This window comes from Tuberibacillus calidus DSM 17572 (assembly GCF_000430685.1).
GTDB classification, from domain to species: Bacteria; Bacillota; Bacilli; order Bacillales; family Sporolactobacillaceae; genus Tuberibacillus; species Tuberibacillus calidus.
Genome location: NZ_KE387193.1, coordinates 19,691 through 35,647 on the forward strand (window position 1 = coordinate 19,691; position 15,957 = coordinate 35,647).

At 46.3% G+C, this 15,957-nt stretch carries 13 protein-coding genes; all 13 read right to left on the reverse strand.

All coding sequences use genetic code 11. The annotated features are described in order from the left end of the window. Positions 1-27: 27 nt before the first annotated feature. Entirely contained in the window at positions 28-2,322 is a 2,295-nt protein-coding gene (locus H532_RS0114225) for a DNA translocase FtsK (protein WP_027725999.1), read from the reverse strand. Between the two features lie 112 nt (positions 2,323-2,434). Beyond that, positions 2,435-2,668 carry a YlzJ-like family protein gene (locus tag H532_RS0114230; RefSeq protein WP_027726000.1) on the reverse strand — a complete coding sequence of 78 codons (234 nt, stop codon included), beginning with the start codon at positions 2,666-2,668 and terminating at the stop codon, positions 2,435-2,437. Further along, complete coding sequence (locus tag H532_RS0114235) at positions 2,668-3,408, reverse strand: ClpP family protease (RefSeq protein WP_027726001.1); 741 nt, start codon at positions 3,406-3,408, stop codon at positions 2,668-2,670. Before H532_RS0114235 ends, H532_RS0114230 begins: the two co-directional genes overlap by 1 nt. A 219-nt stretch (positions 3,409-3,627) precedes the next feature. Continuing rightward, a complete protein-coding gene (locus H532_RS0114240) occupies positions 3,628-5,289 on the reverse strand; it encodes a ribonuclease J (RefSeq protein ID WP_027726002.1) in 1,662 nt (553 codons plus the stop codon). A gap of 188 nt (positions 5,290-5,477) precedes the next feature. Then, positions 5,478-6,359 (reverse strand): 4-hydroxy-tetrahydrodipicolinate synthase, encoded by an 882-nt coding sequence (dapA, locus tag H532_RS0114245; protein ID WP_027726003.1) that lies wholly within the window; start codon positions 6,357-6,359, stop codon positions 5,478-5,480. 73 nt (positions 6,360-6,432) lie between these two features. Further along, complete coding sequence (dapG, locus tag H532_RS0114250) at positions 6,433-7,668, reverse strand: aspartate kinase (protein ID WP_027726004.1); 1,236 nt, start codon at positions 7,666-7,668, stop codon at positions 6,433-6,435. Positions 7,669-7,682: 14 nt separating this feature from the next. Next, entirely contained in the window at positions 7,683-8,729 is a 1,047-nt protein-coding gene (locus H532_RS0114255) for an aspartate-semialdehyde dehydrogenase (RefSeq protein ID WP_038112675.1), read from the reverse strand. 110 nt (positions 8,730-8,839) lie between these two features. Beyond that, positions 8,840-9,433 carry a dipicolinate synthase subunit B gene (gene dpaB, locus H532_RS0114260; RefSeq protein ID WP_027726006.1) on the reverse strand — a complete coding sequence of 198 codons (594 nt, stop codon included), beginning with the start codon at positions 9,431-9,433 and terminating at the stop codon, positions 8,840-8,842. A gap of 3 nt (positions 9,434-9,436) precedes the next feature. Then, entirely contained in the window at positions 9,437-10,330 is an 894-nt protein-coding gene (gene dpaA, locus H532_RS0114265; protein WP_027726007.1) for a dipicolinic acid synthetase subunit A, read from the reverse strand. Positions 10,331-10,647: 317 nt separating this feature from the next. Further along, positions 10,648-11,889: a M16 family metallopeptidase gene (locus H532_RS0114275; RefSeq protein ID WP_027726008.1), complete on the reverse strand. Its 1,242-nt coding sequence runs from the start codon at positions 11,887-11,889 to the stop codon at positions 10,648-10,650. 210 nt (positions 11,890-12,099) lie between these two features. Next, entirely contained in the window at positions 12,100-13,074 is a 975-nt protein-coding gene (locus tag H532_RS0114280) for a polysaccharide deacetylase family protein (protein WP_027726009.1), read from the reverse strand. Positions 13,075-13,265: 191 nt separating this feature from the next. After that, on the reverse strand, positions 13,266-15,380 hold the full coding sequence (gene pnp, locus H532_RS0114285; RefSeq protein WP_027726010.1) for a polyribonucleotide nucleotidyltransferase: 2,115 nt from the start codon (positions 15,378-15,380) through the stop codon (positions 13,266-13,268). A 303-nt stretch (positions 15,381-15,683) separates the two neighbouring features. After that, positions 15,684-15,953, reverse strand: coding sequence for a 30S ribosomal protein S15 (rpsO, locus tag H532_RS0114290; RefSeq protein WP_027726011.1), 270 nt, complete (start codon positions 15,951-15,953; stop codon positions 15,684-15,686). Between the last annotated feature and the right edge of the window lie 4 nt (positions 15,954-15,957).

Consider the following 15,957-nt stretch of genomic DNA (forward strand, 5'->3'; position numbering starts at 1 on the left):
TTAAAAAATTTGTCTAAATTTGTCGAGTTATGATGTTTTTTCTTCATCACTCTTACTAATTAACACTTCCCGCGGCCGCGAACCTTCATATGGCCCGACAATTTGCCGCGCCTCCATGGCATCGATCAGGCGTGCCGCACGGGCGTAACCGATTCGAAAACGCCGTTGAAGCATGGATACCGATGCAGTCTGCATATCGACGACGAGTTTGACCGCTTCATCAAACAGTTCATCATCAACCTCATCCGGTCCGCCTTCCGGTTCATCATCGGGAATCATATTTTCTTGATATTGCGCTTTTTGTTGAGATATAACGAAATCAACGACTCGCTCAACTTCCTCGTCGGTCAAAAATGCCCCTTGAATCCGCGTGGGCTTGGAAGCTCCGATGGGTAAAAAGAGCATGTCCCCTTTGCCCAGCAATTTCTCAGCGCCAGCGCTGTCAAGAATCGTCCTTGAGTCCGTTTGCGAGGAGACGCTAAAGGCGATCCGCGATGGGATATTGGCTTTAATTACACCAGTGATGACATCGACGGACGGGCGCTGGGTCGCAATAATGAGGTGAATGCCCGCCGCCCGGGCCATCTGAGCGAGACGTGTAATGCCATCTTCCACATCTTTGGAAGCGACCATCATCAGATCAGCCAACTCATCGATAATCACAACAATATACGGCATGAGCGGTTGTTGCTCACCGGTTTCTTCATTGCGTTTTCGAATAATGTTATTATAGCTTTCAAGATTGCGGGTTCCGGTTTCGGAAAACCGTTCATAACGCCGCTCCATCTCTTCTACGACTTTTTTTAATGCAAGAGAAGCTTTTTTCGGGTCTGTGACGACCGGTGTCAATAAATGCGGCACCCCGTTGTAACCGTTTAGCTCAACCATTTTCGGGTCGACCATCAAAAGTTTGACTTCATGCGGTTTTGTTCGCATTAAAATGCTCGTAATGATGCAATTAATGCAGACGCTTTTCCCGCTACCAGTTGCACCGGCAATGAGTAGGTGCGGCATCTTCGCTAGATCAGCCATGATCGGTACGCCGGATATATCCCGTCCGAGCCCGATGGCCAGTTTCGAGCTTTCCCGTTTTGCCTCATCCGAATCCAATACTTCGCGAAGACTGACCATTGCGATTTCTTGATTCGGAACTTCAATGCCGACGGCGGATTTGCCGGGGATCGGCGCTTCAATGCGCACCCCTTTCGCCGCAAGCGCCAAGGCAATATCGTCGCTAAGGCTGACGATGCGGCTGACCTTCACACCGACATCGGGATAAACCTCATATTTCGTCACGGATGGACCGAGATGCACTTTTTTTATCTTCGCCTTGACGCCGAAGCTTTCAAAAGTTCTTTCCAGCTTTTTCACATTTGTCGCGATATGTTTTTTTTCACCGGCCTGAGTTTGTACAGGCGGACGGTTCAATAGATCGATCGGTGGCAAAACATAGGTTTCATTTTCAGGTTCCGAGTGAATTTGAAAGGAGTCGGGAGTCGCTTCTTTTTCCCTTTCCGATTTTACAGAGGTCTGTCCGTTTTGCTCCGTTGGGACTTCACGAATGTTTTCATTAAAGTCATGAATGACTGGCGGCTCCTCTGGCAATGTCGTAAGCTCTGGGTTGTCCATTTCGGTCGGTTCCATTGTAGAAGGCGAGGACGATGCCCTTTTCGCTTGCTGTTGAGCTTTTCGTTTCTCCCAATTCATTTTTTGCCTTTCCCATATCGCCTTATTCGCGGACTTCGTTTTATTCAATAGACGTTCCATACCATCGCGGAGCGAACGGCCGCTGAGTAAAATGATGCCGACGAGGATTAAAATGATCGACATGAACAGCGCACCTTGAGTGCCAAACATGAGAAAGAAAAAAGCAAAACCAACCGCACCGATCATCCCACCGCCTAAGTATTTGGAGGGAATGTCACCGATGATTTGCCCTTTGTAAAGTTCCCAAGTGTTGCGGATGACTGAAGCATCTTGCCACTGGCCGTTTCCGGTTAAGGCTTCAAATAATTTGACATGGGTAAATAAAAGTATCGCAAAAACGAGGAGATATGCCCCTGTCAGCCTTCTTGAAAAAAACGACGGTTGCTTGCGGTGCCATATGTAATAAATCGAGAGTGAAAAAGTGCCTAATAAGATGAGACTCCACCAGTTCCCGGCAAAAAAGCGAGCCAGTTGATAAATGACCCGGCCGACCACACCCATTTTTGCCAGTCCAATACATGTGATGGCAAATAACAAAATGCCCGAGATCTCATAAATGATGGATTGCTTCCACCCCTTATGAGCATGGCGTTTCCGTCTTTTCCTTTTGGCCATAAGGACCACCCTAATCTCATAAAATTAAAGAAGGTTAGCGGGCTAAACGCGGCGCCCGCTTGCTCGTCTACTTATACTCTACATGATGTCTTGCGTTTCTTCAAAGGTAACCTTAGTGCCAAAAAGGTTTTAGCCCGATTTTTTTTCCTGGTTGAAAACGGGCATCGAGAAAGTGGGAGGGATTTGAGCTGATCAAGCGAACAATTTCATACTCTTCCTCATTGACTTGTGCCACTTCAAGAAATGCCCCGCCGATATCTATGGTGCGTCGCTTTTTTTTCTTTTCATCCTCCACCTCCTCCTCACCAAAAATCTGTTCCATCGGTATCAGTGTGTACAATACCATTACTGCATCACCCGATTCACACGTTGTTTTCCGCGCCGTTCCTCAATTAATTGATGGAGTTTACCAAGGGCTTGGGCGACGCCGCCGACTTCATCAATCAGCCCGTATTCTACCGCTTGCCTGCCGACGACATTTGTCCCCACATCGGTCGTGAGACTTGCCTTGCTGTACATCAGCTCCTTAAATTTCTCTTCTGAAATATGGGAATGCTCGACAACAAAACGGGTGATGCGCTCTTGAATTTTTTCAATGTAATCAAAACTTTGCGGGACACCGATGACAAGACCGCTCATCCTCACCGGATGAATCAACATCGTTGCACTTTCGGCGATAAATGAATAGTCGGCAGAAACGGCGATCGGCACCCCTATGGAATGCCCTCCGCCGATGACAAGGGCAACCGTCGGTTTTGAAAGCGTTGAAATCATTTCCGCGATGGCTAGCCCTGCTTCCACATCGCCACCAACGGTGTTTAACATCACCAATAAACCCTCGATTTTTTCATTTTGTTCGATGGCAATAATTTGTGGGATCAAATGTTCATATTTGGTCGTTTTGTTTTTTGGCGGGAGGGCGAGATGCCCTTCGATTTGACCGATAATCGTCAAACAGTGAATATTGCTTTCGGCTGCGGCAACATTCGTTTGACCCAATTTTTGTATTTGCTCCATAAGCGTATTTTGTTGTTGATTTTCTTGAGTTTCTTGTTGTTCTTGTTGTTCTTCCATTTCGTTGGACATATATGCCATCCTTTCCTGCATCTATGGTTAAGACTTGTTTTAGTATTTGAATGACAACGGTTTTTGATGCAGGTGCGATGCAAAAGAACGACTCGTCAACGTTAAATGATTTTTCAAAAGCCGCCGCAAAGCCTATATGGCACTTAAGCTGACTTGACAAGATGTTCTCTTTCCTTACTTATATAAAAAAGACGATGCCCGTAGACATCGTCTTCCATGTTATATTTCCATAATGATTGGCAAAATCATTGGGCGGCGTTTCGTTTTTTCATAAAGATAGCGGTTTAAGCTGTCGCGGATGCCGTTTTTCAACGAAGACCATTCGGAAACATTCTGTGTCAGAGATTTCGACAACACTTCCCTTACAATACGGATGGCATCTTCAATCAAGGCTTCGGATTCTCTGACATAGACGAAACCGCGGGTGATGATCTCCGGTCCCGACAAAATTTTCTTGCTTTGTTTTCCAATTGTGACGACAACGATTAACGTTCCGTCTTCGGCAAGAAGCCGGCGATCGCGTAAAACAATGTTGCCGACATCGCCAACACCGAGTCCATCCACGAGTACCTGTCCAGCCGGAACTTTTTCCGTCTCACGCGCCACACCATCCGAAAACTCAACAACATCACCTTTATCCAGCAGAAAAATATGATGTAATGGCATGCCAGTTGAGGCCGCAATATCCATATGCGCTTTTAACAGACGAAATTCCCCATGAATCGGAATTAAATATTTCGGCCTTACCAGTTCTATCATCAATTTCAAATCTTCTTGGGATGCGTGCCCGGAAACGTGAACATCGTCTCCATAAACGACTGTAACGCCAAGGCGCATCAGCGCATCAATCGCTTTGGTCACATCCTTCTCATCTGCCGGTGTTGCTGATGATGCATAGATAAATAAATCATTAGCTTTGGCACTAATCCGTTTGTGCGTATGAGCAGAAATCCGCATTAACGGTGACATCGGATCACCGGTTTGACCGGCAGAAATGATGCAGATTTCACGATCTGGTCGCTTATCGATCTTATCTAAATTGATAAACGCGTTTTTGGGGATGTGTAAATACCCTAATTTTGACGCCAGTCCGATAATTCGTTCCAAATATCTGCCGTCCAAAGCTATTTTTCGGTTTGTCTGAACGGCTGCGTTTATCACTTGTTGAATGCGATGGATATTGGAAGCGTAAAGGGCCGTGATGACTCTACCTTCCGCAAAATAAAAATAGTCTTCCAGTCGCGGGCCGATCACGGATTCAGACGGAGTATTCCCCGGACGATCGGCATTTTTGCTGTCGCTTAATAAGCAGAGCACACCTTCATCGCCGATCCGAGCTAATTTACTTAAATCAAATTTCACGCCATCAACGGGCGTATAATCAAATTTAAAATCGCCGGTATGAACGACAGCCCCTTGGGATGTATGAAAGGCAATGCCGATGGAATCAGGCACGCTATGGTTGGTTTTAAAAAATGAGATGCGGTGCCCACCAATCGTCACATCTTTATTTGGATCGATCGTCACCATCATCGGCTTTTTCGTCATTTGCGCCTCTTTAAAAATCAGCTCAAGAAGCTGTAGCGTAAACAACGTTCCGTACACCGGTGCTTTTATTTTCCTGATCAAATAAGGCAGGCCCCCGATATGTGCCTGGTGGGCATGAGTCAGAAAAATCGCTTTAATGCGGTCCTTATTTTGCTCAAGGTAAGTCGTATCCGGAATAACGCTATCCACGCCGAGCATTTCATCTTTTGGGTGCATTAACCCCGCATCCACAATGAAAATATCACCGTTCAACTCAATAACGGTCATATTACTGCCAATTTCGCCAACGCCGCCCATCGCATAAACCCTGATTTTTTCATCAGTCGTCTGCAATGAGCATTCCTCCCAGTATTCAATTTTTATAGAACGATCGATTCACCCGTACCAATCATTGGTCTTATTATAACCGAATCAGCGCTCCTTTCACAAGACCAAACGGGATAATTAGCTTAAAAGACGATCCCATCCATAGATTCTCCCAAAAAACAAAAAATAAAAAGAGGGTGACAACGTCCCCTCTTTTAACTGTTTTCTTGGTAGCGCGAAAAAACGCGCTCTAATTCGCTTTTTTCCCCAGCAGTCAGCGGAACCAGCGGCAGCCGGACATCGCCAACTTCCACGCCGATTTTGTTTAACAGCGCCTTGGTGGGCGCAGGGCTCGGCTGGGCAAACAATTGGCGCATGATCGGCAGTAATTGGCGGTGAAGGTCTGCGGCTTGTTTAATATTACCCGTTAAATACGCCTCAATCATCTGCGCCATTTCTCGCCCGACGACGTGAGAGGCGACCGATATCACCCCATAACCGCCAATCGCCAAAATCGGTAAGGTAATCCCGTCATCACCGCTGTATACGACAAAATCATCGGGTGTCCGTTCGATAATTTCAGCCACTTGATCCAAGTTGCCGCTCGCTTCTTTGACACAAACGATGTTGTCGATCTCTGAGAGTTTGACAATGGTGTCTGCCGTCACATTGACATTTGAACGGGATGGGATATTGTAAATCATAACGGGCAAATGCACGGATTCGCTAACGGCTTTGAAATGCTGGTACAGCCCTTCTTGATTTGGTTTGTTGTAATAGGGGGCGACGAGCATGACGCCATCGACGCCGATTTTTTCCGCCTCTTTCGTTAGTTCAATCGTGGTTTTCGTATTGTTCGAACCCGTTCCAGCAATAACCGGCACTCTTCCAGCTGAAGCTTCGATCACTTCCGCAAATAAGGTCAATTTTTCCTCATGGCTGAGTGTCGGCGATTCCCCGGTCGTTCCCGCAACGACCAAACCTTCTGTACCATGGTCTATTAAATGATCGACTAATTTTTTTATTCGATTCGCATCTAACGCGCCATGATCATCAAAGGGGGTCACCATTGCCGTTAATAATCGACCAAAAACCATAAAGAGTTCCTCCTTAGTCACCGTAAAAAGTGACAGTGAGATTAACGCTCTGAAATCGACCTTTTACACTAAATTAATAGTTGTAGGTTTTCTCGACTTCTTCCTTTTCAAGTTCAAACGTTTTGTGCAAGGCATTGACCGCAGCCTTTAAATGCTTTTGATGAATTAATACCCAAATGGTCGTATGCGAATCGGCCGATTGTAAAATTTGAATGCCCAAATCGGTTAAGGCGCTGACGATTTTCGCCATGACCCCCGGCACTCCAGCGATCCCAGCACCGACCGCGGAAACCTTTGCACAACCGCGATGACATTCAGGTTGATAACCGAGTTGTTTCAGTGCGTCAAGTGCCCGATCCGTGACATGGTCGCTGACCGTATAGACGATTTCTTGCGGGCTGATATTGAAAAAGTCCACACTGATATGTTCTTGAGCCATTGCTTTAAAAACCTTCGCCTGGAAATCAAACTCTCCTTCTCCGGCCTTCACTTTTATCTGTGTCACATTATCCATGTATGTGATCCCGGTGATCAACCGCTCTTGAACATCGCGACCGCGGTTGATTTTTTTAATGGACGTCACAAGCGTCCCAGGATGGTCCGTATAGGTAGAGCGAATGCGCAGCGGTACTTTGGCGTTCATCGCAATTTCCACCGCTCTTGGGTGGATGACCTTTGCCCCTTGATACGCCATATTGCACACTTCAGTATACGTCATTACTTGCAGTTTGCGCGCATTGGCCACAATGCGGGGGTCCGCTGTCATGACGCCATCCACATCGGTAAAAATATCAATCCATTCCGCATTGAGGGCCGCCCCTAAAGCGGCAGCCGAAGTATCACTACCGCCGCGGCCGATGGTTGTGATTTCACCGGTTTTGGTTTGCCCCTGAAAACCAGCGACAACGACGCAATCAAGGGTTTTCAGCGCCTGGCGGAGGCGTTCCGTTTTCATTTCAATAATTTTGGCGTTGGTATGATTTTCACTCGTTCGAAAACCGGCCTGACCACCCGTATAGGCTTCGGTTTTGAGGTGGTAAGAACGGAGCAAATTGGAAAAAACGACAGCGGAAATGGTTTCGCCGCAGGATAAAAGCAAATCCACTTCCCGCTTGCTCGCTCTTTCCGTTTGGATTAAGTCGAGTAGTGTATCAGTGGCGTAGGGATCGCCTTTTCTTCCCATCGCCGATACAACTACGACGACTTTATAGCCTTCTTTGACGGCTTTTCGGACGTGCTCCGCTGCGCGCTTTCGTCCCTCTTCATTTTGTACAGATGTGCCGCCAAATTTCTGGACAATAATTTTCATGATCATCCTACCTTTTAAACACGAATCAATCCTAATTCAACTAAACTTTCAGCTATTTGTACCGAATTCCATGCCGCACCTTTTAACAAGTTATCTGAGACAATCCATAGGTGCAAACCGTTTTCTACGTCAGGATCTTTTCGAATGCGCCCGACAAAAACATCCTTTTTGCCAACCGCATCGATGGGCATCGGGTATAATTGACGGGAAGGATCGTCTGCGACAGTCACTCCTGGTGCAGAAGCCAAAATCTCCCTAACCGTTGCGACATCCGGGATGATGTCATTTGTTTCAATATATACAGATTCAGCATGGCCGGTGATAATGGGCAGCCGGACGCACGTTGCGGCAACCGCGATCTCATCGTCTCCCATAATTTTTTTCGTTTCATTAATCATTTTTATTTCCTCAAATGTAAACAAATTATCTTGAAAGACATCGATTTGCGGAATCGCATTGAAAGCAATCGAGTAATGCTTCTCGGCGCCTTTTACCGGCAGGATTTCAGGTTTTGGCGGCTCTTGATTTAACGCGCGTAGCGTTTCCTTCTTCAATTCCTCAATAGCTGATTGCCCGGCCCCGCTGACGGCTTGATAAGTCGATACGATGATGCGCTTTAGACCGTATGCTTGACGGAGCGGCTCTAATGCCGTCACCATTTGGATCGTCGAACAATTTGGATTGGCAATAATACCATGATGTTGCTTTAGCGAATCCTCATTGACCTCAGGCACAACAAGCGGCGTGTTGGGATCCATGCGAAAAGCGCTTGTATTATCTATGACAACAGCCCCTCTCTTTACAGCTTCTGGGGCGAGTTGTTTTGAAACAGACCCTCCGGCACTGAATAAGGCAATATCAATCCCTTCGAAAGATTCAGGAAGTGCTTCTTCGACCGTAATAGGTTGACCTTTATAGGTCAAGGTCACTCCAGCCGAGCGCTTCGATGCGAGCAACTTTACTTGTTTTATAGGAAGGCTCGTTTCTTCAACTAAGCGCAACATCTGGCTACCAACAGCACCCGTCGCGCCTACTATGGCTACAGCTAATCCGTTTTCGATTGTCAACGGGATTCCTCCTCAACTCATCAGAATGGAGGGAGAAACGATGCCGTTTCTCCCCGTACCTGTACCTATTTTATCATATACACGCAACGATGACATCGTTATTGTCAATCACGGAATTTTTCAACCAAAAGCGGTTGGAGTTGCTCACCGTTGATCGCAGAAACAACGGTATCACACATCGCTTCCATTCTTGCGACAAGCGAGGTCGGCTTTTTGATCGGATCATCTTGGCCGAAGGGAATAAAGTAGACGTGTTTGGCCACTAATAATTTGGCAATATTTACGGCATTCAAGCCTAAAGCATCATTTGTTGAAATACCGAGGACGACCGGTCTGCGATTGCGGAGCGTCGCTTTGGCGGCCATAAGAGGGGGTGAGTCCGTCATTGCATTAGCGAATTTACTTAAAGAGTTGCCGGTCAGCGGCGCGATGACCATGCAATCAAGAGGTGTCTTTGGTCCAAACGGTTCAGCCTTGACAATGGAATCAATGACCTCATGGCCAGTGATTTCCTCGACTTTTTTAACCCAATCTCTCCCATCACCGAACTTCGTGACTGTATTTTTGACCGTATACGTGACAAACGCCGTCACTTTGGCCCCTTCATCGATTAAGGTTTGGATTTGCGGTACCACTTGGTCATAGGTGCAATGCGACCCTGTTAACCCAAAACCAATATGTTTTCCTTTCAATCGCATCCTTTAATCTCCCTCCACAACAAATTCTTCAAGAAGCAGTTCGCTTAAGACATTCGCAATAATGCGACCGGCCGTTTTCGGAGCGACAATCCCGGGAAGGCTTGGTGCTAAAATCGCCTTAATGCCGCGCTTTTCGGCATATCTAAAGTCTGTTCCTCCCGGTTTAGAAGCAATGTCGACAATTAACGCTTGCGGCGGCATATGGGCGAGCACGCGGCCGGTTAAGATTTTGGCGGGAACGGTGTTGATACACACGTCAATGTCAGAGACATGATGTTCCAAATCTTTAATATAAAAGGGTGTCATGCCCATTTCCGTGATTCTGGCGATGTGCTCACGTTTCCTCGCACCTACTTTTACATGAGCCCCGAGAGCATGGAATGTCCGCGCCAGTGTCATCCCCGTACGCCCAAGGCCGAGGATGGCGACACGTGATTGATGGATGGTAATATCCGTATTTTGAATGACGAGCATTAACGTCCCCTCAACGGTCGGAACGGAGTTATAAATCGCCAAATCATCTCTTTCAAACAATTTGACAAGCTCGCGGTTTACATGGCGGGAAACACGTTCAAGATACGGTGTGCTGATGCCTGTGTATACAATGCAATGTTCGGGCGTTTTTTCGAGCCACTCTTCTGTTAAACGCACGACGTGATCGCTGAAGATGGCCTCGACGACCCCCTCTTCGTTCGCTCCGCTAACCGGCAATACAATGGCATCAACGGTTGCCGGGTTGATGTCTTCCAAATCAACCTTGGCGGCACCTGTAAAATATTGATCCAATTGATCAAAGCCAACGAGGGATATTTTGGCATCGAGTTCATTTAACTTGCGTATGACTTCAAGATATCTGGCATCGCCACCCATGATGACAATGTGTACATCCGTCAGCATTTGACTTCTCCCCTTTTTCGTACAAATCGGCTGATCGAAAGAATGATGGGTAAATGCCTAGGTTTATAGTATGTATGGGGATGGTATATGGTGAAAAAATCCATGAGGCAAAAAACTTGGCTCTCCAAGCCATTGGGTGTTTGGCAGAGCCTTTCGTTGCCCTTTAGTTAACCTGTAAATACATACGAATAAAAAAAGCTGTCTTCCAGTTCCGTGGCGGGAACTTGTGAAGACAGCTTTGTTATAAACGGTTTATCCTGTAATGAAAACGGTTTTCGAGGCTGCACAAGTCATTCAAGACCAGCGCTTATCTATAATCAAGCGGACAATGACTTCGGCAATTCTCCATAAGGACTAATGACGGAACACGAAAATTCATCGGTAAAAATATCCCGAGCGACACGATGAACATCATCCAATGTTACCGCATCAATCGCTTTTACAATCTCGTCAAGTGAACGATGCCGCTCAAGCAACAATTCGTTTTTGGCATTGCGACTCATGCGACTTGAGGTGCTCTCAAGACTTAACATCATATTGCCTTTTAGCTGTTCCTTACTGTTATGCAACTCTTTCTCTGTAATGCCAGATTCTAAGGTGCCCCGAATCGTATGGAAAATCGTCTCGTAAAGGGCATCGACTTGGTCGGCAGCGGTTCCGCCATAGATTGTTAACAGACCACTATCACGATAAGCGGTATGATAGGAATAAATGGAATAAGCTAAGCCCCGTTCTTCCCTGACTTCCTGGAATAAGCGACTGCTCATGCTTCCACCGAGAATGTTATTCATGACAATCAACGGGTAAATGTTTTCATCGCCGATTGGGAACCCTTTAAATCCAAGACATAGATGGGCTTGCTCGGTTTCCTTTTTCTTGGCGATTTTTCCAGGATGAAATTCAGGTTTGACATAAGGTTGTTCAGAACGAACGGCACGATAGTCAGAAAATACAGCGCCAGCTTTTTCAATAAATCTTTCATCGACATTACCAGCAACAGAAACAACAATATTTTCAGGCAAATAATGACCGGCCATATGATTCCGCAGCACATCAGGCGCAAACGTTTCTAAGGAAGTTTGTGTACCGAGGATGGGAAAACCGAGCGGATGATGACCAAAACTCGCTTGACTTAACAAATCATGCACTCGGTCATCCGGTGTATCCTCATACATCTTGATTTCTTCATATACCACTTGCTTTTCCTTTTGCAGTTCCGTTTCATCAAAAGTGGAATGAAACAGCATGTCGGCTAAAATCTCAATCGCGTAGTCGGCATGTTCATCCAATACGCGAGCGTACAAACATGTATATTCCTTAGAGGTAAAGGCGTTCACTTGGCCGCCAATTCGGTCAAAGCTTTCGGCAATTTCCCTAGCATTGCGCGTTTCTGTCCCTTTAAATAACATATGTTCAATAAAGTGGGAGATGCCGTTGTTTTTTTCGTTTTCATCACGGGAACCGGTGCCAATCCATAAACCGATCGTTACAGAGCGCACCGTTGGAATTTTTTCCAATACAAGGCGAATGCCGTTAGGGTACGTATGGTTAATTATCAAATTCCTTTCCTCCTAGTTGCCGGACCATGCTTTCCGCTAAAAGGTGACCCTTTTACGAAAGGCACGAGATGACTTTTTCCTAAAAAATACTATAGCATGATTCCCTTCTCGTGCACAACGAATTGTCAGACCCTAGGCATCAAGTTTTTGTCGAATCAATCGCTTTTGTCGATGGACAATCGCCCTCATTCTCACTACAACAGCACGGCATTAAAAATCGTTTCCGAAAACGCGCTTTTCACTTAAGAGCTCTGAGACGGTCCCAAGCTGATACCCACGGTTTTTAATATCTAAAATAAGTCGGCTGAGCCCTTCTGCGGCCGAATCCGTTGGATGCATGAGAATCATCGAACCAGGTCCGATTTGACTGACGACGCGACGCACCATCTCATAGGGTTCCGGATGTTTCCAATCGATGGTATCGACCGTCCACAAGATCGTCGACATGTTCAGCGAATCGGCGACCTCAACAGTGGTCTGTGTGTAACTCCCGGACGGCGGTGCAAACCATTTTGGCACGACGCCGAGCGTTGCCTTGATGACTTGATTTGTTTTATAAAGTTGGTCACGGGTTTCTTTGGCCGACTTTCTTGCCAAATCAGGATGATTGTAGGCATGATTGCCGATTTCATGCCCTTCTTCGATAATCATCATGGCTAGGTCCGGATGTTTCTTTGTCCAACTGCCATCGAGAAAAAACGTCGCTTTAACTTGATACTTATCCAATGTTTTAAGCATTTGCGGCAAATATTCATCACCCCAGGCAACGTTGATGAGGAGAGCGACCATGTTTTTCTTCGGATTGCCCCGATAGATCGGGGCGGGCGGCAAATCTTTGAGATGCACCTTAGGGGCCACTTCCTCATAAACGACTAGGTCTGGGCGAAACACGCCTTTTGAGCGCATCTTTTTATATGACGCATCGACATTGACGCGAAGACCATTATAGCCGGGAATGGCCTTCCAAACCCGGTCAATGCGCGCGTTTTCAGGAGCCACGTCGTGTTCCTTCGCATACGCCTCGATTTTTTTATATAAAGGATCTTTTTTCGCGGTAGCCAATGTGATGGTCGAAGATTCCGGTACAAACTGTGATAAATAAAAATCTTCGTAATCTTTCAGTGATGTAAAGACAAACACGCTAATCCCAACAAATAAAAGCGTTGTGAGAACACCTTTAAACACATAAAATCCCCCCGTGCCGGATGGACGAACTGTTTATATACATAAATCTATGCACTGAGGGGAAGGGCTTAGAACAAGCTGTCTGGAACTACAGAGCGGTCGCAAACATAAAAGACGCAAAAATATAAAAGGGTCATGCCGTGCGGGGTGCCCCGCCGAAATGACCTTTCCTTCGTCAGTAGTGTTTTAAATTAAGCTTTGACTTCCTTTTCTTGTTGATTGGCCATCGCTTGCTTGCGCGAGAGTTTCACACGTCCTTGTTTGTCAATGTCAATGACTTTTACGAGGATCTCATCGCCAATTTGCACGACGTCCTCCACTTTGGCTACGCGTTTATTATCAAGTTCCGATATGTGAACAAGGCCGTCTTTACCGTTGAAAATTTCAACAAACGCGCCGAATTTTTCAATCCGTTTGACTTTACCAACGTAAATATCACCGATTTTAACGACCCGAACGATATCTTCAATAATGCTTTTCGCTTTTTCATTCATTTCCGTATTAGAGGAAGCAATATAGATCGTGCCATCCTGCTCAATATCGATTTTGACACCGGTCTCATCGATGATCCGATTGATCACTTTTCCACTAGGCCCAATGACTTCACGAATCTTTTCAGGGTCAATGGTCATCGTTAAAATTTTTGGCGCATAAGGCGACAATTCACGGCGCGGCTCAGAGATTGTTTCCATCATATGTTTCAAAATGGTCATACGCCCTTCACGGGCTTGTTTGAGCGCTGTTTCTAAAATGTCGCGGTTAATACCCGAAATTTTTATATCCATCTGTAAAGCCGTGACGCCTTTTTCGGTTCCAGCTACTTTAAAATCCATGTCGCCAAGAGCATCTTCCATGCCCTGGATGTCGGTCAAAACGACCACTTCATCCCCGTATTTCACCAAACCCATGGCGATGCCTGCAACCGGAGCTTTAATCGGTACCCCAGCATCCATCATGGCTAAAGTGCTAGCGCAGATGCTCGCCTGTGATGTAGACCCATTGGACTCGAGCACTTCCGAGACTAGGCGAATCGTATAAGGGAATGCATTTTCATCCGGTATGACCGGCTCAAGGGCGCGTTCCCCAAGTGCACCATGACCGATTTCACGACGGCCCGGGCCCCGCATCGGACGGGCTTCCCCGACACTAAAAGGTGGGAAGTTATAATGATGCATGAAGCGTTTGGATTCTTCAGTATCCAATCCATCCAGGATTTGCACATCGCCGAGTGCGCCAAGTGTGCAAACGCTTAAAGCTTGAGTTTGTCCCCTTGTAAACAATCCTGAACCATGTGTTCTTGGCAAGATGCCGACCGATGAAGACAACGGGCGGATTTCGTTAATGCGGCGGCCATCTGGGCGTATGCCATCAACGACAATGGAGCGCCGAACTTCCTCTTTAACGATTTGATGAAGCACATCATTAATTTGGTCAAGTTGTTCGGAATAAGCCTCGTCTTCTTCATAACGGGCCAATATTTCCGATTTCACGCGGTCAATGGCCTCTTCTCGCTCCTGTTTATCCTTCGTGAGAATCGCTTCTTTTAATTTATCGGTCGCTTCTTCACGGATTTTGGCGGCAAGCGTTTCGTCAGGAACAAATAACTCCACTTCCATCTTTTCCTTGCCAACCTCAGCGACAATTTGTTCTTGAAAGGCAATTAATTTTTTGATTTCTTCATGGCCAAAGAGGATGGCATCAAGCATGACCTCTTCCGGAACTTCTTTGGCACCAGCTTCAACCATATTAATGGCCTCTTTTGTGCCGGCGACAGTAAGGTGGATATCGCTTTTTTCCGCTTGTTCAACGGTCGGATTGATGACAAACTCGCCATCCACACGGCCGACAACCACCCCGGCAATAGGTCCATCAAAAGGAATATCTGAAATACAAAGCGCTAGTGATGAGCCGATCATCGCCGCCATTTCGGATGAACAATCTTGATCGACACTCATGACCATGCTGACGATTTGCACTTCATTGCGGAACCCTTCTTCAAAAAGAGGGCGAATCGGCCGGTCGATCAAGCGGCTGGCAAGAATCGCTTTTTCACTTGGCCTTCCTTCCCTTTTTATAAAACCGCCCGGAATTTTCCCGACCGCATATAACCGTTCTTCGTAATTAACGGTCAGCGGGAAAAATGGTAAATCCTTCGCATCTTTTGAAGCGGTTGCCGTCGACAACACGACAGTATCTCCATATCGGACTAAGACGGCGCCGTTTGCCTGTTTGGCCAGTTCTCCGATCTCAAACGTCAACGGCCGGCCAGCCCAGTCCATGGTGTAGACTTTTTTCTGTTGATCCATGTGTTTTCGGAAACTCCTTCCATAAAACTGATCACAAATCCTAGCTTGGATAAGACGTAACCAATGTAGCTTCCTTAACGGATAGCAAAATCCCAAGGAATATATGATATGCAAAAGATCTCGTGGTATCCATAGTATGTAATAAACTTGGCGGTTTTAAAAGATTGTGATGCATAAAGAAACTCAGCTCAGCCAAGCACTTCAAAGCAAAGGCATGGTTGTCATTGACATTTTGCCAGCCTTTTAAACGTTTTATTTTCTTACCAGTACAAAAAAGCGGGAAAAAAATCCCGCTCTTTTTGCCTATCGGCGCAAACCGAGTTTATGAATCAAATTGCGATAACGCGTAACATCGTTTTCGCGCAGATACGTCAGCAGATTTCTCCGCTTACCGACCATTTTTAAAAGGCCGCGGCGCGAAGCGTGATCCTTCTTATGAATGCGCAAATGCTCGTTCAATTGATTGATTTGTTCCGTCAGGATCGCCACTTGTACTTCCGGAGAACCGGTATCGCCTTCATGAATGGCAAATTCTTTAACGATTTCATTTTTGCGTTCTTTCGTTAAAGCCATCCTT

Bases quoted from the DNA above. Each gene is read 5' to 3' on its own strand.
- dapA (WP_027726003.1), bottom strand. From the start codon at position 6,359: ATGGTTTTTGGTCGATTATTAACGGCAATGGTGACCCCCTTTGATGAT.
- H532_RS0114235 (WP_027726001.1), bottom strand. From the start codon at position 3,408: ATGTCCAACGAAATGGAAGAACAACAAGAACAACAAGAAACTCAAGAA.
- dpaB (WP_027726006.1), bottom strand. From the start codon at position 9,433: ATGCGATTGAAAGGAAAACATATTGGTTTTGGGTTAACAGGGTCGCAT.
- H532_RS0114230 (WP_027726000.1), bottom strand. From the start codon at position 2,668: ATGGTATTGTACACACTGATACCGATGGAACAGATTTTTGGTGAGGAG.
- rpsO (WP_027726011.1), bottom strand. From the start codon at position 15,953: ATGGCTTTAACGAAAGAACGCAAAAATGAAATCGTTAAAGAATTTGCC.
- dapG (WP_027726004.1), bottom strand. From the start codon at position 7,668: ATGAAAATTATTGTCCAGAAATTTGGCGGCACATCTGTACAAAATGAA.
- H532_RS0114225 (WP_027725999.1), bottom strand. From the start codon at position 2,322: ATGGCCAAAAGGAAAAGACGGAAACGCCATGCTCATAAGGGGTGGAAG.
- dpaA (WP_027726007.1), bottom strand. From the start codon at position 10,330: ATGCTGACGGATGTACACATTGTCATCATGGGTGGCGATGCCAGATAT.
- pnp (WP_027726010.1), bottom strand. From the start codon at position 15,380: ATGGATCAACAGAAAAAAGTCTACACCATGGACTGGGCTGGCCGGCCG.